Genomic DNA, 20,524 nt, shown 5'->3' with positions numbered 1-20,524 from the left:
GCTGCACAGATCGGCGTTGGTGAGCTTTCTCACTCCAGCGGGACGGACTTCCGGGACGGATCCCGGAGGTCCGTCCCCTGGTTCAGCCACCGTTCCTGTAGCGCCTGCGCGCCGTGTACGCGCTTCCAGGCGGCCTCGTTCGGGGTCATCGGCAGCAGCGGCAGGAACCGTACGGGGTCGAGGGGCTCGTCGAGCTCCAGGTCCTCCACCAGGCCGCCCGGCTCGGCGACCAGGACCGAGGTGAACGGGGCGCCCGGCCACAGCGGCTCACCGACGTCGAGGGACGCGCCGGGAGCCACGACCAGGCCCTCCACCTGTGGAGACGCCGCGAGCACGGCGAGCGGCCGGAGCACCTTGTCGGTGTCGGCACGACCGGACCGGACCGAGAGGACCAGCTCGGCACGCGGACCCTTGACGGGGTCGGCGACCACCGCCGTGGGGTCCGCCATGGGGTGCGCGGACATGCCGAGCGTGGCGTAGCGGACGATGCCGCCCTCCTGGAAGCGGAGCACCTCGACGCGGTCCGTGCCCAGGAAGGTGACCGCCGCGCGCGCGTCCGGCTCGCCCAGCGCGGTGCGCAACCGGGCCTCGACCAGAGGAAGAACATCTGCCATGCGGCGAGCATAGAACTCGTCAGTAGCGGGCAAAGCAGCACCTTGACAGTTGTGTCGGCTGCTACTCTTGCCCGGTGGTTCGGGGCAGCACGCAGAAGCGTCGCGATCAAGCCCCGACGCCGAAGGAACTCCCTTACGAGGGACCGGCCGGAGGAGGTGGGGCTGCAATGGATCGAAGTCGACCGTGCAGTAGCACCACGCTCTTCGCGCCGCCGATGTAGCTGCTTCTGTTTCTGGCTGCCACCTCTCGCACTCGCTTCACCGCGGAAGAGCGCTTCGTTTCGCTTTGCCTGATCTGCCTCAGTAGCTGAATCAGTAACGAAACCGGCCACCGCGACGGTGCGGTGCTCCCCGCTTTGTGGACGTGCCAAACATCCGTAGTCACTACGTCCTCATTCCGGGTGGTTCCACCCGTCGCCGGCGCCGTTCGTTGCCTGCCCGCGAAGGAGCCCGCCATGTCGATGATCCGCGACCTGCGCGCAGTCGTCCGTCCGTCCCGTGTCTCGCTGCGCAAGGACGGCGCGACCTACGACGCCACCCGCAGCCCCGCCGCGTCCTCCGCCGTCGTCGACTGCGCCGTCTACCGCGACGGCCGCCGCATCGAGACCGGGACCGCGCTGACCCCGCACGAGGCGGTGCGCCTGGTGCGCCGCGACGGGGGTTTCGTGTGGATCGGCCTGCACGAGCCGACGGAGGCCGAATTCTCCGGCATCGCCGGTGAGTTCGGGCTGCACCCGCTGGCCGTGGAGGACGCCGTCCAGGCCCACCAGCGGCCCAAGCTGGAGCGCTACGACGACTCCCTGTTCACGGTCTTCAAGACCATCCACTACGTCGAGCACGACCAGCTCGACGCCAACAGCGAGGTCGTCGAGTCCGGCGAGGTCATGTGCTTCACCGGACGGGACTTCTTCATCACCGTCCGGCACGGCGGGCAGGGCTCCCTGCGGGCCCTCAGGCACCGCCTCCAGGACGACCCCGAGCTGCTCGCCAAAGGCCCCTCGGCGGTGCTGCACGCCATCGCGGACCACGTCGTCGACGGGTACATCGCCGTCGCCGACGCGGTGCAGGACGACATCGACGAGGTCGAGACCGAGGTGTTCTCCCCGGGGCGCAAGGGCGCGCCGCGCGGTTCGGACGCCGGCCGGATCTACCAACTCAAGCGCGAGGTGCTGGAGTTCAAGCGGGCGGTGTCGCCGCTGCTGCGGCCCATGCAGCTGCTGAGCGAGCGGCCGATGCGGCTGATCGACCCCGACATCCAGAAGTACTTCCGGGACGTCGCCGACCATCTGGCCCGCGTCCAGGAGCAGGTCCTCGGCTTCGACGAGCTGCTCAACTCCATCCTCCAGGCCAACCTCGCGCAGGCGTCCGTCGCCCAGAACGAGGACATGCGGAAGATCACCTCGTGGGCCGCGATCATCGCCGTGCCGACGATGGTGTGCGGTGTGTACGGCATGAACTTCGACTACATGCCCGAGCTGCACTGGCGCTACGGCTACCCGGTGATCCTGGGCTTCACGGTGGTCGTCTGTCTCGGCATCCACCGCGCCCTGAAGCGGAACGGATGGCTGTGAGCGGCCTGGTTAGGCTGGGCCCCATGACAAGCGAGCTGCTCGACCAGGCCCTCGTCGAGGAGGCCACGAAGAAGTCCGGCCTCGTCTGGGTCCAGGGCCCCGACGGCCCGGCGCGCGCGCTGTGGCACGTGTGGCACGAGGGTGCCGCCTGCCTGGTCGGCGACGGGCCCGGCGAGCAGCCGCTGCCGGGGCTGGCGGACGGCGCCGAGGCGAAGGTGACGGTCCGCAGCAAGGACAAGGGCGGCCGGCTCGTCACCTGGACGGCCCGGATCACGCAGCTCGCACCGGGCTCCGAGGCGTGGGACGCGGCGGTCGCCGAGCTCAAGGGCAAACGGCTGAACGCGCCCGACGGCGAGGCCGTGCCGGAGCGCTGGGCCCGCGAGTGCCGGGTGCTGCGTCTGGAGCCGACCGGGCAGACGGCGCCGCTGCCCGACGGCTCCCTGTCCGAGCCGCCCCTGCCGTCCCCGGCGATCACCCGCCGGCCGATCCCGGCGGGGCTGCCCCGCCTGCTGCTGAAGCGGCGCAAACGGGCCTGACGGCCTACGACGCCGGCAGCTGCTTGCCGTAGTCCACCGTCTCGTTCTTCTCCGGCTCCCTGAGGGAGAAGTCCTCACCCCAGGCGGAGAAGGTGAGGGTGCCCGCCCCGCCGGCCCGCTCCAGGCGCAGCGGATACGGCTTGCCCTCCAGGGAGACCTCCAGGGTGCCGCCGGAGCCCTTGTCGCCGGTGACGCGGATGGTGCGGACGCCCGCCTCCTCGTCGTGGCCGTCCGTCGCGAGCGTCCCGTGCAGGGTGAGCAGACCGTCGAGGAGGAGAGCCTTGTCCGTGAAACCGCTGAACTTCTTGTACGAGGGGTCGCCCTGCGGCACCTTCACGAACTTGCCGTCGAGCTTGGAGGCCGCCGCCGCGTCCCCCTCGCCGTCCTCGCCCTGGCCGCTGCCGTGAGCCCAGAACCCGGCGTCCGCCTTGACGTAGAGCTGCTCGCCGATGCGCAGCAGCTTGAAGGTCGCGCCCTGGGTGGTGACCGAGCCGTCGCCGCCGTCGTCCTTCAGCCGCATGTCGAGCGCGTACGTCCGCTCGCCGCTGACGACGTTGCCGTGCACCCGGACCGCCCCGGCGGTCTCGGCGGCCGACCGGGTCTTGCTCTGGATCTTCGCGGCGGGGAGTCTGCCGACCCCGTTGGTGCCCTCGTTCGGATCCTCCGCGCAGCCGGTGAGCACCGTTCCCGTCACGAGCAGCGCGCACATCGCGCTGGCGAGTGCGGCACTGCGGCTGCGGCTCTGGCGAATCGGAGTCACAGGTGGGGCTGCCTCTCTGACGGGAGACCTGAACGGCGTACCGCAGGGTACCGGGGTCGTGCGGGCAGGTCGGAGCCAGTCCGTCCGGACCGCCCGCCGACGCGGCCCCGATCGGGACGGGCTAGCCTGAAGCCCACCCGAGCGGGCAATTCGGAAGACACAGGCACAAAGACAGCCGCACAGACAGCCACCACGAACCACCCCGCACGAAAAGGAGCCGCGGCCATGGCAGCGGGCGCCCCCCGGATCTTCGTATCGCACCTCCAAGGCGTCGCCGTCTTCGACCCAGCCGGTGACCAGGTGGGGCGGGTCCGTGATCTGGTCGTCATGCTGCGGGTGGGGCAGCGACCGCCGAGGCTGCTCGGCCTCGTCGTCGAACTCGCCACCCGCCGCCGCATCTTCCTGCCGATGACCCGGGTCACCGCCATCCAGTCCGGCCAGATCATCACCACCGGCGTGCTCAACGTCCGGCGCTTCGAGCAGCGGCCCACCGAGCGGCTGGTCTTCGGGGAGCTGCTGGACCGGCGCGTGACGCTCACCGAGCCCGGCGAGGAGGTCACCGTCCTCGACCTGTCGGTGCATCAGCTGCCGGCCCGCAGGGAGTGGGAGATCGACCGGGTCTTCGTCCGCAAGGGCAGGAAGGGCAGTGCCTTCCGGCGCGCCAAGGGCGAGGCGCTGACCGTCGAGTGGACGGCCGTCACCGGCTTCTCCCTGGAGGAGCAGGGGCAGGGTGCCGAGAACCTGCTGGCCACCTTCGAGCAGCTGCGCCCCGCCGACCTGGCCAACGTCCTGCACCACCTCTCCCCCAAGCGCCGGGCCGAGGTCGCCGCCGCCCTCGACGACGACCGGCTGGCCGATGTGCTGGAGGAGTTGCCGGAGGACGACCAGATCGAGATCCTCGGCAAGCTGAAGGAGGAGCGCGCCGCCGACGTCCTGGAGGCCATGGACCCGGACGACGCGGCCGACCTGCTGGGCGAGCTGCCGACGGACGACCAGGAGCGGCTGCTCAGCCTGATGCAGCCCGGCGACGCGGCCGACATGCGGCGCCTGATGTCGTACGAGGACCGCACGGCGGGCGGTCTGATGACCACCGAGCCGATCGTGCTGCGCCCGGACGCCACCGTCGCCGACGCCCTGGCCCGGGTCCGCAACCGCGACCTCTCCCCCGCTCTGGCCGCCCAGGTGTACGTCTGCCGGCCCCCGGACGACACACCGACCGGCAAGTACCTGGGCACGGTCCACTTCCAGCGCCTGCTGCGCGAGCCACCGCCCTCCCTGGTCAGCTCCATCCTGGACAACGACCTCCAGCCGCTCGACCCGGAGGCGGAGCTGCCCGCCATCGCCGGGTTCTTCGCCACGTACGACATGGTCGCGGCGCCCGTCGTCGACGAGTCCGGCGCGCTGCTGGGCGCGGTGACCGTGGACGACGTGCTCGACCACATGCTCCCGGAGGACTGGCGGGAGACGGAGTTCCACCTGGACGAGGAGGTGGCCACCGATGGTTCCTGAGCGCGAGAGCCTGCGCGAACGCACCCCGGCGGGCGCCACGGCCTCCTCCCGGCCGCGCACCACCCGTCTCGACCAGCCGCTCCCGCGCCGGCGCCGGTTCCTGCCCGAGTACGACCCGGAGGCCTTCGGGCGGCTGTCGGAGCGCATCGCGCGCTTCCTGGGCACCGGGCGGTTCATCGTCTGGATGACGGTCGCCATCATCCTGTGGGTGGTGTGGAACATCTTCGCGCCGAGCGGCCTGCGCTTCGACGAGTACCCGTTCATCTTCCTGACGCTGATGCTGTCGCTCCAGGCCTCCTACGCCGCCCCGCTGATCCTGCTCGCGCAGAACCGGCAGGACGACCGCGACCGGGTCAATCTGGAGCAGGACCGCAAGCAGAACGAGCGGTCCATCGCGGACACCGAGTACCTGACCCGCGAGATCGCCGCCCTGCGCATCGGTCTGGGCGAGGTCGCCACTCGCGACTGGATCCGCTCGGAGCTGCAGGACATGGTCAAGGAAATGGAGGAACGGCGCGACGGCCACCGTCACGACCCCGTCGTATTCCCGGCGGAACGGTCACGGGGACGTGACGCAGACGACCGCTGAGACGCTTTCCTACGCCCCGGTACGGCGCCGTACCATCGTCCTATGGCTACGGAAGACGCGGTGCGCGAGGCACTGGCGACGGTGAACGACCCCGAGATCCACAAGCCCATCACCGAACTCGGGATGGTCAAATCCGTGGAGATCGGTGCGGACGGGGCGGTCGCGGTCACCGTGTACCTCACGGTCTCGGGCTGCCCGATGCGGGACACGATCACGCAGCGCGTGACCGACGCGGTCTCCGCGGTCGAGGGGGTCACCCGCGTCGACGTCACGCTCGACGTGATGAGCGACGAACAGCGCCGCGAGCTGGCGTCCGCCCTGCGCGGCGGCCAGACCGAGCGCGAGGTCCCCTTCGCCAAGCCCGGCAGCCTGACCCGGGTCTACGCGGTCGCCTCCGGCAAGGGCGGCGTCGGCAAGTCCTCGGTGACGGTCAACCTGGCGGCGGCGATGGCGGCCGACGGCCTCAAGGTCGGTGTCGTCGACGCCGACATCTACGGTCACTCCGTGCCCCGCATGCTGGGCGCCGACGGCCGTCCCACCCAGGTCGAGAACATGATCATGCCGCCGTCGGCGAACGGCGTGAAGGTCATCTCGATCGGCATGTTCACCCCGGGCAACGCCCCCGTCGTGTGGCGCGGCCCGATGCTCCACCGCGCCCTCCAGCAGTTCCTGGCGGACGTGTACTGGGGCGACCTGGACGTGCTGCTCCTGGACCTGCCGCCCGGCACCGGTGACATCGCGATCTCCGTGGCCCAGCTGGTCCCGAACGCCGAGATCCTGGTCGTGACGACGCCTCAGCAGGCGGCGGCCGAGGTCGCCGAGCGCGCGGGTTCCATCGCCGTCCAGACCCACCAGAAGATCGTCGGCGTGGTCGAGAACATGTCCGGCCTGCCCTGCCCGCACTGCGACGAGATGGTCGACGTCTTCGGCACGGGCGGCGGCCAGACGGTCGCCGACGGCCTGACCCGCACGACCGGCACGAACGTCCCGGTCCTCGGCAGCATCCCCATCGACGTCCGCCTCCGCGAGGGCGGCGACGACGGCAGGCCGGTCGTCCTGTCGGACCCGGACTCCCCGGCGGGCTCGGCGCTCCGGGCGATCGCGGGCAAGCTGGGCGGCAGGCAGCGCGGCCTGTCGGGCCTGTCGCTCGGTATCACTCCGAGGAACAAGTTCTGAACCGACTAGGGGCGCGGGGCCGTGTCGATGTGCGGCTCCGCCGCGCGGGCGCGAGCAACCGTAGCCGCCCCTGAGTCCTGCCGCCTGCGGCGACGGGGCGCCGAAACACACGGCGCCCCTGATCTCACGCGTACGCGGCGATGTCCTTCACCACGGCGAAGCCGAGCCCATACGCGCTGATGCCCCTGCCGTAGGCCCCGACGTGCACCCCGGCCGAGGTGGAACCGGCGAGCACCCAGCCGAACTCGGACTCCCGGTAGTGGAACGCCGTGGGCACCCCGTCCACGGGAAGCGACAGCGTCGACCAGTCGGACCCGTCCAGGTCGTCCGCCAGCACCCACGCCGTCTCCGTCTGCTGCTCCAGCCAGTCGTCCCGCAGCGCGTGGTCCATCTGCCCGGGCCAGGTGAAGGACAGCAGCCCCACCCCGGCCAGCCACGCGGCGGAGGACACGGACGTGGCCTCCAGCAGCCCCGTCCCGTCCGCCGTGCGCCGTGAGGGATGGGCGGCCACGGTCACGACGACCGCGAACTTCTCCTTGGTCTCCTGATCGCCGCCGGCGGCATGCTCGTTGCGCAGCGTGGGCTCGTCACCGTGCCCGATGGACCCGTGTTCCACGGCCCCGTCGGCCGTCGTACCGACCTGCATCAGCCAGCGCGGTCCCGTGAAAGCCTCGTCGAGGCCGTACCACGGGAAGGGCGCACGCAGGTAGCCGTCGACCGTACGCCGGGCGGAGGGGAGCTCTTGTCCACCCTCCGCGGCCGGCGTCTGCGCGACTGCCCGACTCGTCGTCTCCATGTGCCCGGACGCCTCCTCGCTCTAGTCGGACCGGAACGGCCCGCCCCCCTTCGGGCGTACTCGTCACGGTCCGCACAACAACTCGGCAGCATAACCACACCGCTGCGAGCAGCAGGGAAACCGCCCGGCGCGTGGGCCGCACGGGCGCCCGCTTCAGGCCGTAGACAGCCCGACCGGAGTATGAAACGCGTCACGCACCCGGGGGCGTACGCCCCTGGGCGTGTCGCTCAGGTGGCGTCCGCGTCGAAGGGCGGCCGGTCGTCCGGGTCGGGCGTCTCCGGCTTCTTCGTCATGTCGATACGGCCACCGGACGAACCGGCGGCGTCGGTGGACGACGCGGAGGACGTGTCGGAGTCACGGCTGTGGACGGCGTCGGTGACCTCGGCCATCTCCTTCTTGAGGTCGAAGCCGTTGCGGATCTCCTTGAGCCCCAGGTCCTCGTTGTCCAGCTGCTTGCGGATGAAGGTCTTGGGGTTGAGGTCCTCGAACTCGAAGTCCTTGAACTCCGGGCCGAGTTCCTCCCGGATGTCGTTCTTGGCGCTCTCCGAGAACTCACGGATCTTCCGGATCGTGCGCGTCACGTCCTGGATGACCTTGGGGAGCTTGTCCGGACCGAAGACGAGCACGGCGAGGACGATGAGCGTCACCAGCTCGAGTGGTCCTATGTCATTGAACACCTGAAGCTCCTAGCGATGTCCTCGGTCCTCGGCCCTCGTGGTCGGTGCGGGTCTTGCCGTGGTCCGGGCCGGATCCACGGTACCCGGCGATCCTGTCCGACCGGTACTGTCCCGGGACCTCCGAGTGCGAACGGTGGGAGCGCTTTCCCGATTGTTTGCCTTGCCGGCCCCCCGTGGGGCCGGATGGGACGACTGCGCGGGTCGCGGACATCATGTATCAGCCACCGGACGATCCGAGGACGAGGGAGACGGTCCGCTCCTTGCCGGCGCGCACCACGGTCAGCTCCAGCCGGTCGCCGGGGCGGTGCGCCCGCGTCTTGACGATCAGTTCCTCGCCGGAGTGCACCGGCCGGCCGTCGACCTCCCGGATGACGTCACCCGCCTTGATCCCGGCCTTGGCGCCGGGGCCGCCCACGGTGACCGGCGGTCCGCCCTCGCTGCCCTCGGCGGCCACGCGGGCGCCGTCGCCCGTGTAGTCCATGTCCAGGGTGATGCCGATGACCGGGTGGGTCGCCTTCCCGGTGTTGATCAGCTCCTCGGCGACTCGTTTGCCCTGGTTGATGGGGATGGCGAAGCCGAGGCCTATCGAACCGGACCGGCCGCTGTCCTCGGTGGAGCCGCCCTCCGCCGAGCGGATGGCCGAGTTGATGCCGATGACCCGGGCCCGGGCGTCGAGCAGCGGCCCGCCGGAGTTGCCGGGGTTGATGGGTGCGTCGGTCTGCAGCGCGTCGACGTACGACACGTCGCTGCCGTCGCCCTTCTCGCCACCGGCCGTGATGGGCCGCTGCTTGGCGCTGATGATGCCGGAGGTGACCGTGCCGGCCAGGTCGAAGGGCGCGCCGATGGCCACGACCGGGTCTCCGACCTGCACGTTGTCCGAGTTGCCGAGAGGCAGCGGGGTGAGTCCGCTGACGCCCTTCACCCGCACCACGGCGAGGTCGTAGCCGCTGTCCCGGCCGACGACCTCGGCCTGCGCGGTCTCCCCGCCGTTGAACGTCACGGTGATCTCACCGCCTGATCCGGCGGGCTGCACGACGTGGTTGTTGGTGAGGATGCGCCCGCGGGTGTCGAGCACGAAGCCGGTGCCCGTGCCCTGCTCGCCGGCGCCGCTGACATGCAGGGTGACCACGCTGGGCAGGGCCCGCCCGGCGATCCCGGCCACACTGTCCACGTCCCGTGCGGAGGCCTCCTTCCCGGCCTGCGGCAACTCGACGGACCCGACGCCCCCGTTCCGCTCCAGATACGTCCCCATGGCACCACCGACACCCCCGGACACGAGCGCGAGCAGCACGGCAGCGAGCGCCAGGGACGTCCTGCCCCGCTTGCGCCGCTGGTCCGTGCTGAGCACGGCGGCACCGTTCTGCTGCAGGGGCCCGTGCCCCCCGGCGACCGTGGGAGCCGCCCAGGGGTCGTAACGCTGCCACGGGTCGGGAGCGGGGGTGGGGGTGGGCATCTCGGCGGGCACATCAGCGGCAGGCGCGGGGCTCCCGGGGGCCGGCATCCCGGCCGGTGTGTGAACGGCGGGCGCGGGGCTCCCGGGAGCTGCGAGCGGTGTGCCGTGCTGCGGCGGCACAACGGCGGCCGGGGTGCCCGGCACGGTCGGCCCGCCCGGTGTCGCCACGCCCTGCGCGGGGGTCGTCGCCGGGTGCTGGACGGGCGGGGCCGGCGCCCAGGGGCCGGGTTCGCCGTAGGGCGGGGTGCTGTAGGGGTCGGGATCGTGCAGCGGCCTGGGAGCGTCCCCGGCCGGCCCGGTGTGCGAGGCGGAGACGTCAGGGGCGTCCTGGCCCTGGTCGGCTCCCCGGGCAGCGGGCACCGAAGCGGCGTCCTCGGCAGATGCTTGGCCGGAGGCGGTCGTGACGGGGGCGCCGTCGGACGGCACCGCCTCGGGACGCCTCAACTCGTAGTCGCCGTCCTGCCCGTGCCGAGGAGCGGGACGTGCCAGCTCGAAGTCCCCGTCGCTGTCGGTCACGTCCGCCGGGGCGGTGGCCGGCCCGGCCACCCCGCTCGCGGCCCGGTCCTCCCCGAGGCCTCCGCCCGTACCCTCCGGCTCCCCGGGAAGGGACTGCGGCCGTGGACGGCTCCACCACTTCGCCTTCGTGGGCTTCCCCTCGTTCATGCTCTCCCCACAGCAGCGGCACGGCTCGTCGCGGTGGCCGCAGTTCGTCGAATCGGCGCCCGGCCACACCTCGGCCGCGGGCGACAACCCCCGGATTCAATCAGGTTCGCGGTCCGGTGCGCAGAGGCGGTCAGTGAGCCGTACGCGAGGAGGCGGGGGAAGAGGGGGACGAGGTCGTGTCCGGAAGGGGCACGGCGAACAGGGGAGCGGTGATCTCGGGGACCGAGGACCACGAGGTCAGGGCGGCCGGGGCGGCCGCCTCGAGCGGACGTATCAGCGGGGACATGGCGGCGGCACCGGCCACCACCGGGGCGGTCAGGGCGTGCATCGCGTGGTGCCGGGCGGCGGACGGTACGCCGGGCAGCAGCGGTGCGGACACCTCGGTCGGGGCGACCGGGGCGCGGCCGACCATGCTCTGGCCGTGCACCTGCCCGAGCAGCGGCGCCGTCCGGCGGCGCTGGGATTCGGGCGCGGTCGCGGCACCGGTGCCCTGGGTGCGCATCGGTGTCACGTTGCTGCCCGTGCCCTGGCCGCCGCGGGCCTCCGCGTCGACCGGGGTGCCGGTGGTGACCCCGCCCAGCGCGATCGCGGCGAGGGAGACGGCCCCGGCGGCGACGAACGCGAACCGCAGCCGCGAGGAGGACCGGTCGGTGTCGGGCCGGCCGACGTCGTGAATGCGGAAGCCCTTCCCCGCGGGCAGGCCGCGGTGGCCGGACGGCAGACCGCTGCTGTCGGAGGGGAGGCTCCGGCTGCCCGGGGAGGCGGGCAGGACGGGCAGGTGCGGGCGGGACGGGGCGTACCCGAACTCGAAGCGCTCGCCGCGCTTCACTCCGAAGGCCCCGGACGATCCGAACCGTCCCGACAGACCTCCGGGCAGCCCTCCTGCGCCCGGCGGTGTGACATCACCGTCCGGGCCGCCGCCCGCGGGTAGTCCCTGCAGGCGGGCCAGGAAACTCTCGGAGGGGGGCGGCGGGGCCGCCTCCGCGAAGACGTTCTTCAGCCGGCGCTGGGCGTCCACCTCCGCCTTGCACTTCGGGCAGGTGGCCACGTGCGCCAGTACGCGCTCGCGCGCGTCATGACCGAGTTCTCCGTCCACCAGGGCGGAGAGTCGGTCTCCCAGATGCTGCTCTGCGAGGTGACCCTCGGAAGCTTTCGGCCGTGATCCGCTCACGCGCTCGCGCCCCCTCCTCCCAGGGCGGGGACACGGGGCACGAAGGAGCGGCGCTCGGCGCGCGCCTGCGGTGAGCGGTGCGCGAGGGCCTTGCGCAGCTGGGACCGGCCGCGGTGGATCCGTGAGCGGACCGTGCCGAGCTTGACGCCCAGGGTCGCGGCGATCTCCTCGTACGACAGTCCTTCGATGTCACACAGGACGACCGCGGCGCGGAACTCGGGGGCGAGGGTGTCGAGGGCCTGCTGCACGTCGGCGTCGAAGTGCGCGTCGTTGAAGACCTGCTGCGGCGTGGGTTCCTTGCTGGGCAGCCGCTCGGCCGCGTCCTCGCCGAGCGCGTCGAAGCGGATGCGCTGCTTGCGGCGGACCATGTCCAGGAAGAGGTTCGTGGTGATGCGGTGCAGCCAGCCCTCGAAGGTGCCCGGCGTGTAGGTCGACAGGGAGCGGAAGACGCGGACGAAGACCTCCTGCGTGAGGTCCTCCGCGTCGTGCTGGTTGCCGGTCAGGCGGTAGGCGAGCCGGTAGACGCGGCCGCTGTGCGTGCTGACGATCTCCTCCCACGTGGGCGGAGTCCACGCCTGCCCGTCCGCGTCGGTGGTGAAGGTCGCGGTCTGGGCGAAGTCAGCGGCGTGACTGTGGTCAGCAGCGGTGTCGTTCACGGATGTCGGCCTGCCCGCCGATGCGAGGAAGCGCCGGAGCACTCCTCCGCGATCCACAGGCGCAGCCGCACCTCCCCTGTCAGCTCTGGTGGTGTCCAGTGGAGCCCCTACCATAGCCACCTCGCCCGTTAGGACCGGATAAGCGGTTTTACGAGAATTTGATCTGGGCTGATACGCCTCGTACTGCTGCGTCGGCACTTGCTCGACGTCCTGATCCACTGCCCGCCCCCCGTCCCGGCCCACGCCGTTTGCTCTCCCCTTTAAACGACCGGTCCCATCTGCGGGTTCCCGTGCCCAACGGATACAGTCACGCCCAGGCATTCACGGGGACAGGAGAGGGTCATTACCGGCAACCGGCAGACGAGCTGGGCGTTCGCCGACGCCTATGTCGCCGAGGACGAAGCGCTGCACTGGGCCCGGGACCGGGCCCGTGAGGCAGGGCTGCGCTCGGTGACGCCCGGCACGGGCGCCGCGCTGCGGTTGCTGGCCGCGTCCGTCGACGCGAAAGCCGTCGCGGAGATCGGGACCGGATGCGGTGTCTCCGGGATCCACCTCCTGCACGGGATGCGGCCCGACGGTGTCCTGACGACCGTGGACCCCGAGCCGGAGCACCAGCAGTTCGCCCGGCAGGCCTTCCGCGCCTCCGGCTTCGCCAGCAACCGGGCCCGCTTCATCCCGGGCCGTGCCCTGGACGTGCTGCCCCGCCTCGCGGACGCCGGTTACGACCTGGTGTTCTGCGACGGCGACCGTCTGGAGGTCATGGACTACCTCGCTGAATCGTTGCGTCTGCTGCGCACCGGCGGGCTCGTCGTCTTCGAGGGCGCCTTCGCGAACGGCCGGACGGTGGACTCCGGTCCGCAGCCGACGGAGGTGCTGCGCCTGCGGGAGCTGCTGCGCGCGGTGCGCGAGAGCCAGGAGCTGGTGCCGTCCCTGCTGCCGGTGGGCGACGGGCTGCTGTGCGCGGTGAAACGCTAGCCGGGCCGCACGTTAGGGCGGCGGGAGCCGGGGCAGGCGAGTGTGAGCGGCAGTAAAACAGTCGCCCCGGCACCACATGTGATGCCGGGGCGACTGAAAGGGTATGGTCGCTTGCGCGTCAGCCGACGACCTTCTTGAGAGCGTCGCCGAGCGCGTCGGCCTCGTCCGGGGTCAGCTCGACGACGAGCCGACCGCCGCCTTCGAGCGGAACGCGCATGACGATGCCCCGCCCCTCCTTGGTCACCTCGAGCGGGCCATCACCCGTTCGCGGCTTCATGGCCGCCATGCTCGTACCCCTTCCTGAAACCCAGCTCATCGTCAAAGCCGACGGCCCCGAAGAAGGGCACACGTGCGGTCCTTGTGGCAGGACACGCGACACCGGCATCGAACACATTGCTTCCAGGCCATTATCCCGCATCTCCGGACCCGATGACCAACATCAGTCGGCATCGCTTGGGCAACGCACGCGAGCAAAACCACTCAATTCGGCGATGAGGCTGCGATACTCCGCCCCCGCACACACATCCGCCGAACGAAACCGGGCGAGAATTCTTTGACGCAGGTCACACGTCCGGCCCGGTTCGGGGTCGGTGATCTCCGTCATGCTGTCCTGCAGACCCGGGACGTACCGGCCGGTACGTCACCGATCCGCGACCCGGAGGGGATACGCCATGACCGACACCGTGCTCTACGAGGTGAGCGACGGACTCGCGACGATCACGCTGAACCGCCCGGAGGCGATGAACGCGCTGAACGTGGAGACCAAGGTCGCCCTGCGGGAGGCGGTCCGGTCCGCGGCGGACGACGGCGCCGTGCGGGCGGTGCTGCTGACCGCCGCCGGTGACCGGGCGTTCTGCGTCGGGCAGGACCTCAAGGAGCACATCGGGCTGCTGGCCGCGGACCGGGAGACCGGCTCGGGGCAGACCATGAGCACGGTGCGGGAGCACTACAACCCGATCGTGCGGGCGCTGGCCGGGGCGGCGAAGCCGGTCGTCGCCGCCGTGAACGGGGTGGCGGCCGGGGCGGGCTTCGGCTTCGCGCTCGCCGCGGACTACCGGATCGTGGCGGACACGGCCGCGTTCAACACCTCGTTCGCCGGGGTCGCGCTGACCGCCGACTCGGGGATCTCCTGGACGCTGCCGAGGGTGGTCGGCCCGGGGCGAGCCGCTGACCTGCTGCTCTTCCCGCGCAGCATCAGTGCGCAGGAGGCGTACGAGCTGGGCGTCGCCAACCGGGTGGTGCCGGCCGGTGAGCTGCGGGCGGAGGCCGAGAAGGTGGCGCGGGCGCTGGCCGAGGGGCCGACGGTGGCGTACGCGGCGCTGAAGGAGTCGGTGGCCTACGGGCTGACGCACTCCCTGGAGGAGGCTCTGGAGAAGGAGGACGAGCTCCAGACCCGGGCCGGCTCCTCCGAGGATCACGCGATCGCGGTGCAGGCCTTCGTCAACAAGGAGAAGCCGAAGTATCTGGGCCGGTAGACCCGGGGGGTGGGCGCCCCTAAGGGGCGCTTCTCGCCACGCATGCCTCCAGGTGGTCGTCCACCAGACCGCACGCCTGCATCAGGGCGTACGCCGTCGTCGGGCCGACGAAACGCAGGCCCCGCTTCTTGAGGGCCTTGGACAGGGCCGTCGACTCGGGGGTGATGGGCGGGACGTCCGAGAGGGTCCGCGGGGCCGGTCGGGTGGCCGGGTCCGGGGCGTGGGACCAGATCAGGTCGTCCAGTTCGCCGGGCGACCACTCGGTCAGCGCACGCGCGTTGGCGAGGGTGGCGTCGATCTTGGCGCGGTTGCGGATGATGCCGGCGTCGGCCAGGAGGCGCTCGCGGTCCTCGTCGGTGAAGGCGGCCACCGAGGCGATCTTGAAGTCGGCGAAGGCGGCCCGGAAGCCGGGGCGGCGGCGCAGGATGGTGATCCAGGACAGGCCGGACTGGAAGGCCTCCAGGCTGAGCCGCTCGTAGAGCGCGTCGTCACCGTGGACCGGGCGGCCCCACTCCTCGTCGTGGTACGCCACGTACTCCGGGGCGGACAGGGCCCAGGGGCAGCGCAGCGCGCCGTCCGGACCGGCCAGGGCGGCGCCTTCGCTCACGGCCGGTCCTCCGGCCGGGGAGCGGGCTTGTCCATGGACACGTGGTTCTCCCCGGCCGTGCGCACCGGCCCGGGGGCGGGGGCCGAGCGGGCGCCGGCCAGGGCCGACTCCAGGTCGGCGATGCGGGCGTCGCGCTCGGCGAGCTCGGCGCCCAGGCGGCTCAGGGCGTCGTCCACGTCCGCCATGCGGTAGCCGCGGGCGGCGAGCGGGAAACGCAGGCCCTCCACGTCCGCGCGGTCGACCGGGCGGTCCGGGGGCAGCGGGTCGCGCAGCCGCTCCGGGGAGGCCTCGGGCAGCGGGCCGTTGTCGCCGCCGCCCACCACGGCGAGCGTCACCGCGCCGACCACGACGGCGAGCGCGACGACCAGGAACAGGAACATAACCATCGCGGGGCCCCCACGGTCGGATGGATCGGACTCTTCGGGAAGTCCTCCGAGTCGGATGTTGTCAGGCTCCGATCGTGCCATGCGAATCCGACGGTTAGGGTCGCAGGCGGCGGAAGACGGGATGCACCAGGAAAGGTCACAGGGGATGCTCAGGCTGGGCAAGCGGGAATTCGGGACGCACGAGACGGTGATCATGGCGATCGTGAACCGGACCCCGGACTCCTTCTACGACCGGGGCGCCACCTTCCGCGACGAGCCGGCCCTCGCGCGCGTGGAGCGGGCCGTGGCCGAGGGCGCCGCGATCATCGACATCGGCGGGGTCAAGGCCGGGCCGGGCGAGGAGGTCACGGCCGAGGAGGAGGCCCGGCGGACGGTCGGGTTCGTGGCGGAGGTGCGGCGGCGCTTCCCGGACGTGATCATCAGCGTGGACACCTGGCGGGCCGAGGTGGGCCGGGCCGTGTGCGAGGCCGGGGCCGATCTGCTGAACGACGCGTGGGGCGGTGTCGATCCGGGCCTGGCGGAGGTCGCCGCGCGGTACCGGGTGGGGCTGGTGTGCACGCACGCCGGCGGGGCGCAGCCGCGGACGCGGCCGCACCGGATCGAGTACGACGACGTCATGGCGGACATCCTGGACGTCACGGTCGGGCTGGCCGAGCGGGCGCTGGCGCTCGGGGTGCCGCGGGAGTCGATCATGATCGACCCCGGCCATGACTTCGGGAAGAACACACGGCACAGCCTGGAGGCGACGCGGAGGCTGGACGAGATGGTCGCCACGGGGTGGCCGGTGCTGGTGTCACTGTCCAACAAGGACTTCGTCGGGGAGACGCTGGACCGGCCGGTGAAGGAACGGGTCGTGGGGACGCTGGCGACCACGGCGGTGTCGGCGTGGCTGGGGGCGCAGGTGTACCGGGTGCACGAGGTCGCCGAGACCCGGCAGGTGCTGGAGATGGTCTCGGCGATCGCGGGGCATCGGAGTCCTGCCGTCGCCCGGCGCGGGCTGGCCTAGCCGGGGGTCCCCGGACCCCCGGCCTCTGCCTCGCGGAGCCCTGTCAGCGGCCGGCTTCCTTCGACACCAGGGCCACCGCCTCGTCCACGTCGTCCGTCACGTGGAACAGCAGCAGGTCCTTGTCCGCCGCCTTGCCCTGGGCGATCACCGTGCCGCGGAGCCAGTCGACCAGGCCGCCCCAGTAGTCGCTGCCGAAGAGGACGATCGGGAAGCGCGTGACCTTCTGGGTCTGGACGAGGGTGAGGGCCTCGAAGAGCTCGTCGAGGGTGCCGAGGCCGCCGGGCAGGACGACGAAGCCCTGGGCGTACTTGACGAACATCATCTTCCGCACGAAGAAGTAGCGGAAGTTCAGGCCGATGTCGACGTACGGGTTCAGACCCTGCTCGAACGGCAGCTCGATGCCGAGGCCGACCGAGATGCCCTTCGCCTCCAGGGCTCCCTTGTTGGCCGCCTCCATCGCGCCCGGGCCGCCGCCCGTGATGACGGCGAAGCCCGCGTCCACCAGGCCCCGGCCCAGCCGGACGCCCGCCTCGTATTCGGGTGAGTCCACCGGGGTCCGGGCCGAGCCGAACACGCTGATGGCGGGCGGGAGTTCGGCCAGCGCGCCGAAGCCCTCGATGAACTCCGACTGGATGCGCAGCACGCGCCACGGGTCGGTGTGGACCCAGTCGGAGGGGGCGCGCTCGTCCAACAGCCGCTGGTCCGTGGTGCTGGCCTGCACCTGGTCCCGCCTGCGGAGGACCGGGCCCAGGCGCTGTTCGTCCGGCGGCTGCTTCTTCCCCTCGGGGTTGCCGGTCGCCATGTGCGCTCCCTCCGTCGTGCCTGTCTTTCCACCTCAGCGTAGATCTACGCGGGTTACGAACGAGGGACGTGAGCATGTCCGCGATGAAGCGCCGTAAACACGAGGACGTCCCGGCGGGGTCAGGCGGTCAGCCAGTTCCTCAGGCGCTCCTCGCCCGCGAGGATCTTGGCGATCTCCACCCGCTCGTCCCGCTTGTGCGCCAAGTGGGGGTTGCCGGGGCCGTAGTTGACCGCCGGGACGCCGAGCGCCGAGAAGCGGGAGACGTCCGTCCAGCCGTACTTCGGCATGGGGGTGCCGCCGACCGCCTCGATGAAGGCCTTGGCCGCCGGATGGGACAGACCGGGCATCGCCGCGCCGCTGTGGTCGACGACCTCGAACTCCTCGACTCCGCAGCCCTCGAAGACCTCCCGGACGTGGGCGACGGCCTCCTCGGGCGTGCGGTCGGGCGCGTAGCGGAAATTGACGGTGACCACGCACTCGTCGGGGATGACGTTGCCGGCCACTCCCCCGCCGATACCGACCGCGTTCAGGCCCTCGCGGTACTCCAGGCCGTCGATGACCGGCCGACGGGGTTCGTAGGAGGCCAGGCGGGCGAGGATCGGGGCCGCGGCGTGGATCGCGTTGGAGCCCATCCAGCCGCGCGCCGAGTGGGCCCGCTCGCCCGTGGTCTTCAGCAGCACCCGCAGGGTGCCCTGGCAGCCGCCCTCGACCTGGCCGTCCGACGGTTCGAGCAGGACCGCGAAGTCGCCCTCCAGCCACTCGGGGTGCGTCTCGGAGACGTGCTTGAGGCCGTTCAGCTCCGCGGCGACCTCCTCGTTGTCGTAGAAGACGAAGGTCAGGTCGCGGTTGGGGGCCGGGACCGTGGCGGCGATGCGCAGCTGCACCGCGACGCCCGACTTCATGTCGCAGGTGCCGCAGCCCCACAGGACGCCGTCATCGTCGAGCCGGGAGGGGACGTTGTCCGCGATCGGGACGGTGTCGATGTGACCGGCCAGGATCACCCGCTCCGGGCGGCCCAGGTTCGTGCGGGCCACGACGTTGTTGCCGTACCGGTCGACCGTCAGGTGGGGCAGCGCGCGCAGCGCCGTCTCGATGGCGTCCGCGAGGGGCTTCTCGGTGCCGCTCTCGGAACGGAAGTCGACGAGCCGGGCGGTCAGCTCCGCGGCGTCCAGCGTGAGGTCAAGCGAGGTGTCGGCCATGCCGTCGACCCTAACGCGCCAGGCCGTCGCCTCACTGTCCACACCCGGCTCATATCACTCCGTACTCTCCAGTACCTTGTACCGCGTGCCAGAGCCGTCTTCTCCCAAGCGTCGTGGCCGCCTCTTCCGATGCGGGGCCGCCTTCATGGCCCTGCTCGCGGTCGCCGGTTACCTCGTCGTGCAGTACGTCACCGGGGGCTCCGGCGGACCGGGCTGCAAGGTCGTCTCCGGCAAGGGCGACGGCGCGTCGTACGAGTTCTCACCCGAGCAGGCGGTGAACGCGGCGACGATCACCGCCGTGGGGACCGCGCGCGGGCTGCCCGAGCGGGCCGTGACCATCGCGCTGGCCACCGCGCTGCAGGAGTCGGCCCTGCGCAACATCAGGCACGGCGACCGGGACTCCCTCGGCCTGTTCCAGCAGCGGCCCTCGCAGGGCTGGGGAACGCCGAAGGAGATCATGGACCCGACGTACTCGGCCGGCGAGTTCTACGACCACCTGGTCAAGGTGCCCGGCTACACCCGGCTGCCGCTCACCGTCGCCGCCCAGCGTGTGCAGCGCAGCGGCTTCCCGCAGGCCTACGCCAAGCACGAGCCGGACGCGGCGCTGCTCGCCGCGGCCCTCACCGGGCAGTCCGCGGCCACGCTGACCTGCGAAGGCCGCCCGGCCGCGACCCGGGCCACGGGCCCGGACGGCGTGCGGGCCGCGCTCGTGCGGGACTTCGGGCGGGATGTGCTGGAGCCGGCCGGCGCCGAGGTGGGCGGCTCGTCGGCGGCCACACCGGCGCCGGCCCCGAGTGGTACGGGCGGGACCGGCGGGCGGACGGTGACCCTGCCGGTGACCGCCGACCCGGGTTCGGCGACCGGGCGGAGCCCGGACCGGCGCGGCTGGCAGCTGGCGCACTGGGCCGTGGCCAACGCCTCCGAGCTGCACATCGAGCGCGTCACCTACGCGGGGCGCGAGTGGGTCGCCGGGAACACCGCCAGCCAGTGGCGGGACTCCCCGGCGAAGGGCACCGCGGGCGCGGAACGGGACGCGGACGCGGTCCGTATCCTCACGATGGGCTAGATCGCGCAGGGGTGCGGGGGCTCACCCGAGGGGGTTACCCGCACGACGCGGCGACGGCGGTGTGCGCGGATTTTCGCACCCTCCTCCGGGACACCGTGGAATCCCTTGGGAACACAGGGCTGGAAGGATTCGGCGGCGTTTCCCGCAGCAGCCTTTTTGACCGTTTTTATCCGCAGCCGATAATGCGACGCATTGCCAACTCTTTACGTTGCGGCGCCGCAACCTTCGCGGGCTTCGAGCGGTAGTCACTGCGTCCGAGCCGGGGTGATCCACAGCCAGTCGATCAACTGCCCCACCCGGTCGGGCACTTCACGAAGCTCACTGTTCTCTCCCGTCGAAGGAGCACCATGTCCCTCCCCCTGACCCGCCGGATCGCCCGTGCCGCGCTGATCGTCGCTGCGGGAGCGGCTGCCGGGGTCGGTGCGGCCGGCTCCGCCAGCGCGGCCCCCGAGCTGCCCGCCACCCCGAACCTCGGGGGCCTGACCGCCCTGGACGGGGCGAACGTCGGCAACACCGTCGACGGCGCGGCGCAGAACGTCACCGAGTCCGCGGGTGACACCGGCGGCAAGACCGTCAAGAAGGCCGTGCCGGCCGCGGGCAAGACCGGTGGCAAGGCGGTCAAGAAGACCACGCCCGTGGCGCAGAAGGCGGCCGGTGACGCGGCGGGCACCGCCGGGCAGCTCGTCGGCGACACGGCCGGTTCGGCCAAGGGCGGCCTGCCGACGGACTCCCTGACCAAGGGCGGCGTGCCGTCCGCGGACTCCCTGCCGGTGAAGAGCCTGCCGGTCGGCTGACGCGCCGGCGTGGTGACGCCGAAGGGGTCCGGGGAGCTTCCCC

Annotated in this window: 22 protein-coding genes; 10 read left to right on the top strand and 12 right to left on the bottom strand. The window is 71.8% G+C overall.

Translation table 11 applies throughout. The annotated features are described in order from the left end of the window. Positions 1-29: 29 nt before the first annotated feature. Complete coding sequence (locus ACFY9E_RS27340) at positions 30-614, bottom strand: suppressor of fused domain protein (protein ID WP_390988341.1); 585 nt, start codon at positions 612-614, stop codon at positions 30-32. Positions 615-1,069: 455 nt separating this feature from the next. On the opposite strand from ACFY9E_RS27340, the gene ACFY9E_RS27335 reads away from it, so the two are divergent. Next, positions 1,070-2,185, top strand: coding sequence for a CorA family divalent cation transporter (locus tag ACFY9E_RS27335; RefSeq protein ID WP_390988339.1), 1,116 nt, complete (start codon positions 1,070-1,072; stop codon positions 2,183-2,185). Between the two features lie 23 nt (positions 2,186-2,208). Continuing rightward, a complete protein-coding gene (locus ACFY9E_RS27330; RefSeq protein WP_390988337.1) occupies positions 2,209-2,721 on the top strand; it encodes a hypothetical protein in 513 nt (170 codons plus the stop codon). Between the two features lie 4 nt (positions 2,722-2,725). Here ACFY9E_RS27330 and ACFY9E_RS27325 read toward each other — a convergent pair whose 3' ends face one another. Then, entirely contained in the window at positions 2,726-3,481 is a 756-nt protein-coding gene (locus ACFY9E_RS27325; protein WP_390988336.1) for a hypothetical protein, read from the bottom strand. A 225-nt stretch (positions 3,482-3,706) separates the two neighbouring features. On the opposite strand from ACFY9E_RS27325, the gene ACFY9E_RS27320 reads away from it, so the two are divergent. The 3 genes from ACFY9E_RS27320 to ACFY9E_RS27310 are packed head-to-tail and all read left to right on the top strand — an operon-like array spanning position 3,707 to position 6,755. Continuing rightward, positions 3,707-4,990 carry a magnesium transporter MgtE N-terminal domain-containing protein gene (locus tag ACFY9E_RS27320; protein ID WP_390988335.1) on the top strand — a complete coding sequence of 428 codons (1,284 nt, stop codon included), beginning with the start codon at positions 3,707-3,709 and terminating at the stop codon, positions 4,988-4,990. After that, complete coding sequence (locus ACFY9E_RS27315; RefSeq protein ID WP_390988333.1) at positions 4,980-5,579, top strand: DUF1003 domain-containing protein; 600 nt, start codon at positions 4,980-4,982, stop codon at positions 5,577-5,579. The genes ACFY9E_RS27320 and ACFY9E_RS27315 overlap by 11 nt, the downstream gene beginning before the upstream one ends. A gap of 42 nt (positions 5,580-5,621) precedes the next feature. Next, positions 5,622-6,755: a P-loop NTPase gene (locus tag ACFY9E_RS27310; protein WP_390988332.1), complete on the top strand. Its 1,134-nt coding sequence runs from the start codon at positions 5,622-5,624 to the stop codon at positions 6,753-6,755. A 124-nt stretch (positions 6,756-6,879) separates the two neighbouring features. Here the strand turns inward: ACFY9E_RS27310 and ACFY9E_RS27305 are convergent, their stop codons facing one another. The 5 genes from ACFY9E_RS27305 to sigE all read right to left on the bottom strand — a co-directional run bounded on the left by ACFY9E_RS27305 (position 6,880) and on the right by sigE (position 12,285). Then, positions 6,880-7,551: a hypothetical protein gene (locus ACFY9E_RS27305; protein WP_390988330.1), complete on the bottom strand. Its 672-nt coding sequence runs from the start codon at positions 7,549-7,551 to the stop codon at positions 6,880-6,882. Between the two features lie 227 nt (positions 7,552-7,778). Continuing rightward, the gene (locus ACFY9E_RS27300) at positions 7,779-8,228 is read right to left on the bottom strand and encodes a sec-independent translocase (protein ID WP_390988329.1); all 450 of its coding nucleotides are present in this window, start codon (positions 8,226-8,228) and stop codon (positions 7,779-7,781) included. A gap of 217 nt (positions 8,229-8,445) precedes the next feature. Then, complete coding sequence (locus tag ACFY9E_RS27295) at positions 8,446-10,344, bottom strand: trypsin-like peptidase domain-containing protein (protein WP_390988327.1); 1,899 nt, start codon at positions 10,342-10,344, stop codon at positions 8,446-8,448. 130 nt (positions 10,345-10,474) lie between these two features. After that, entirely contained in the window at positions 10,475-11,515 is a 1,041-nt protein-coding gene (locus ACFY9E_RS27290) for a zf-HC2 domain-containing protein (RefSeq protein ID WP_390988325.1), read from the bottom strand. Next, the gene (gene sigE / locus ACFY9E_RS27285; RefSeq protein WP_390988323.1) at positions 11,512-12,285 is read right to left on the bottom strand and encodes an RNA polymerase sigma factor SigE; all 774 of its coding nucleotides are present in this window, start codon (positions 12,283-12,285) and stop codon (positions 11,512-11,514) included. Before sigE ends, ACFY9E_RS27290 begins: the two co-directional genes overlap by 4 nt. 162 nt (positions 12,286-12,447) lie before the next feature. Between sigE and ACFY9E_RS27280 the strand changes: the two genes are divergently transcribed. Then, positions 12,448-13,146: an O-methyltransferase gene (locus ACFY9E_RS27280; protein WP_269783204.1), complete on the top strand. Its 699-nt coding sequence runs from the start codon at positions 12,448-12,450 to the stop codon at positions 13,144-13,146. A 118-nt stretch (positions 13,147-13,264) separates the two neighbouring features. Here ACFY9E_RS27280 and ACFY9E_RS27275 read toward each other — a convergent pair whose 3' ends face one another. Continuing rightward, the gene (locus tag ACFY9E_RS27275; protein ID WP_003966491.1) at positions 13,265-13,432 is read right to left on the bottom strand and encodes a DUF3117 domain-containing protein; all 168 of its coding nucleotides are present in this window, start codon (positions 13,430-13,432) and stop codon (positions 13,265-13,267) included. 385 nt (positions 13,433-13,817) lie between these two features. Here ACFY9E_RS27275 and ACFY9E_RS27270 point away from each other — a divergent pair, with 385 nt between their 5' ends. Continuing rightward, positions 13,818-14,621, top strand: coding sequence for an enoyl-CoA hydratase-related protein (locus tag ACFY9E_RS27270; RefSeq protein ID WP_390988320.1), 804 nt, complete (start codon positions 13,818-13,820; stop codon positions 14,619-14,621). 19 nt (positions 14,622-14,640) lie between these two features. On the opposite strand, the gene ACFY9E_RS27265 is transcribed toward ACFY9E_RS27270, so the two are convergent. Continuing rightward, positions 14,641-15,228 (bottom strand): DNA-3-methyladenine glycosylase I, encoded by a 588-nt coding sequence (locus ACFY9E_RS27265; RefSeq protein ID WP_390988318.1) that lies wholly within the window; start codon positions 15,226-15,228, stop codon positions 14,641-14,643. Beyond that, positions 15,225-15,614, bottom strand: coding sequence for a DivIVA domain-containing protein (locus ACFY9E_RS27260; RefSeq protein WP_390988315.1), 390 nt, complete (start codon positions 15,612-15,614; stop codon positions 15,225-15,227). The genes ACFY9E_RS27265 and ACFY9E_RS27260 overlap by 4 nt, the downstream gene beginning before the upstream one ends. A gap of 145 nt (positions 15,615-15,759) precedes the next feature. Here ACFY9E_RS27260 and folP point away from each other — a divergent pair, with 145 nt between their 5' ends. Beyond that, positions 15,760-16,620, top strand: coding sequence for a dihydropteroate synthase (gene folP / locus ACFY9E_RS27255; RefSeq protein WP_390988313.1), 861 nt, complete (start codon positions 15,760-15,762; stop codon positions 16,618-16,620). 43 nt (positions 16,621-16,663) lie between these two features. Here the strand turns inward: folP and ACFY9E_RS27250 are convergent, their stop codons facing one another. Both ACFY9E_RS27250 and dapE read right to left on the bottom strand, forming a co-directional pair. After that, complete coding sequence (locus ACFY9E_RS27250; protein ID WP_390988311.1) at positions 16,664-17,422, bottom strand: TIGR00730 family Rossman fold protein; 759 nt, start codon at positions 17,420-17,422, stop codon at positions 16,664-16,666. Positions 17,423-17,541: 119 nt separating this feature from the next. After that, positions 17,542-18,621 (bottom strand): succinyl-diaminopimelate desuccinylase, encoded by a 1,080-nt coding sequence (gene dapE, locus ACFY9E_RS27245; RefSeq protein WP_390988310.1) that lies wholly within the window; start codon positions 18,619-18,621, stop codon positions 17,542-17,544. Positions 18,622-18,766: 145 nt separating this feature from the next. Here dapE and ACFY9E_RS27240 point away from each other — a divergent pair, with 145 nt between their 5' ends. Both ACFY9E_RS27240 and ACFY9E_RS27235 read left to right on the top strand, forming a co-directional pair. Beyond that, positions 18,767-19,687 carry a heavy metal transporter gene (locus ACFY9E_RS27240; RefSeq protein WP_390988308.1) on the top strand — a complete coding sequence of 307 codons (921 nt, stop codon included), beginning with the start codon at positions 18,767-18,769 and terminating at the stop codon, positions 19,685-19,687. Between the two features lie 347 nt (positions 19,688-20,034). Beyond that, complete coding sequence (locus ACFY9E_RS27235) at positions 20,035-20,481, top strand: ATP-binding protein (RefSeq protein WP_390988307.1); 447 nt, start codon at positions 20,035-20,037, stop codon at positions 20,479-20,481. Positions 20,482-20,524: the final 43 nt, after the last annotated feature.

It is taken from the genome of Streptomyces sp. NPDC012466, from assembly GCF_042955215.1.
Taxonomy (GTDB): Bacteria; Actinomycetota; Actinomycetes; order Streptomycetales; family Streptomycetaceae; genus Streptomyces.
Note: the sequence above shows the minus strand (reverse complement) of the source record. Positions and strands in the feature narration are given on the sequence as shown.

Excerpts from the sequence above, each read along its gene's own strand:
- sigE (WP_390988323.1), bottom strand. The coding sequence starts at position 12,285 with ATGGTAGGGGCTCCACTGGACACCACCAGAGCTGACAGGGGAGGTGCG.
- dapE (WP_390988310.1), bottom strand. The coding sequence starts at position 18,621 with ATGGCCGACACCTCGCTTGACCTCACGCTGGACGCCGCGGAGCTGACC.
- ACFY9E_RS27235 (WP_390988307.1), top strand. The coding sequence starts at position 20,035 with ATGTCCCTCCCCCTGACCCGCCGGATCGCCCGTGCCGCGCTGATCGTC.
- ACFY9E_RS27270 (WP_390988320.1), top strand. The coding sequence starts at position 13,818 with ATGACCGACACCGTGCTCTACGAGGTGAGCGACGGACTCGCGACGATC.
- ACFY9E_RS27250 (WP_390988311.1), bottom strand. The coding sequence starts at position 17,422 with ATGGCGACCGGCAACCCCGAGGGGAAGAAGCAGCCGCCGGACGAACAG.
- ACFY9E_RS27310 (WP_390988332.1), top strand. The coding sequence starts at position 5,622 with ATGGCTACGGAAGACGCGGTGCGCGAGGCACTGGCGACGGTGAACGAC.
- folP (WP_390988313.1), top strand. The coding sequence starts at position 15,760 with ATGCTCAGGCTGGGCAAGCGGGAATTCGGGACGCACGAGACGGTGATC.
- ACFY9E_RS27315 (WP_390988333.1), top strand. The coding sequence starts at position 4,980 with ATGGTTCCTGAGCGCGAGAGCCTGCGCGAACGCACCCCGGCGGGCGCC.
- ACFY9E_RS27305 (WP_390988330.1), bottom strand. The coding sequence starts at position 7,551 with ATGGAGACGACGAGTCGGGCAGTCGCGCAGACGCCGGCCGCGGAGGGT.
- ACFY9E_RS27330 (WP_390988337.1), top strand. The coding sequence starts at position 2,209 with ATGACAAGCGAGCTGCTCGACCAGGCCCTCGTCGAGGAGGCCACGAAG.
- ACFY9E_RS27275 (WP_003966491.1), bottom strand. The coding sequence starts at position 13,432 with ATGGCGGCCATGAAGCCGCGAACGGGTGATGGCCCGCTCGAGGTGACC.
- ACFY9E_RS27335 (WP_390988339.1), top strand. The coding sequence starts at position 1,070 with ATGTCGATGATCCGCGACCTGCGCGCAGTCGTCCGTCCGTCCCGTGTC.
- ACFY9E_RS27320 (WP_390988335.1), top strand. The coding sequence starts at position 3,707 with ATGGCAGCGGGCGCCCCCCGGATCTTCGTATCGCACCTCCAAGGCGTC.
- ACFY9E_RS27340 (WP_390988341.1), bottom strand. The coding sequence starts at position 614 with ATGGCAGATGTTCTTCCTCTGGTCGAGGCCCGGTTGCGCACCGCGCTG.
- ACFY9E_RS27295 (WP_390988327.1), bottom strand. The coding sequence starts at position 10,344 with ATGAACGAGGGGAAGCCCACGAAGGCGAAGTGGTGGAGCCGTCCACGG.
- ACFY9E_RS27260 (WP_390988315.1), bottom strand. The coding sequence starts at position 15,614 with ATGGTTATGTTCCTGTTCCTGGTCGTCGCGCTCGCCGTCGTGGTCGGC.
- ACFY9E_RS27240 (WP_390988308.1), top strand. The coding sequence starts at position 18,767 with ATGGCCCTGCTCGCGGTCGCCGGTTACCTCGTCGTGCAGTACGTCACC.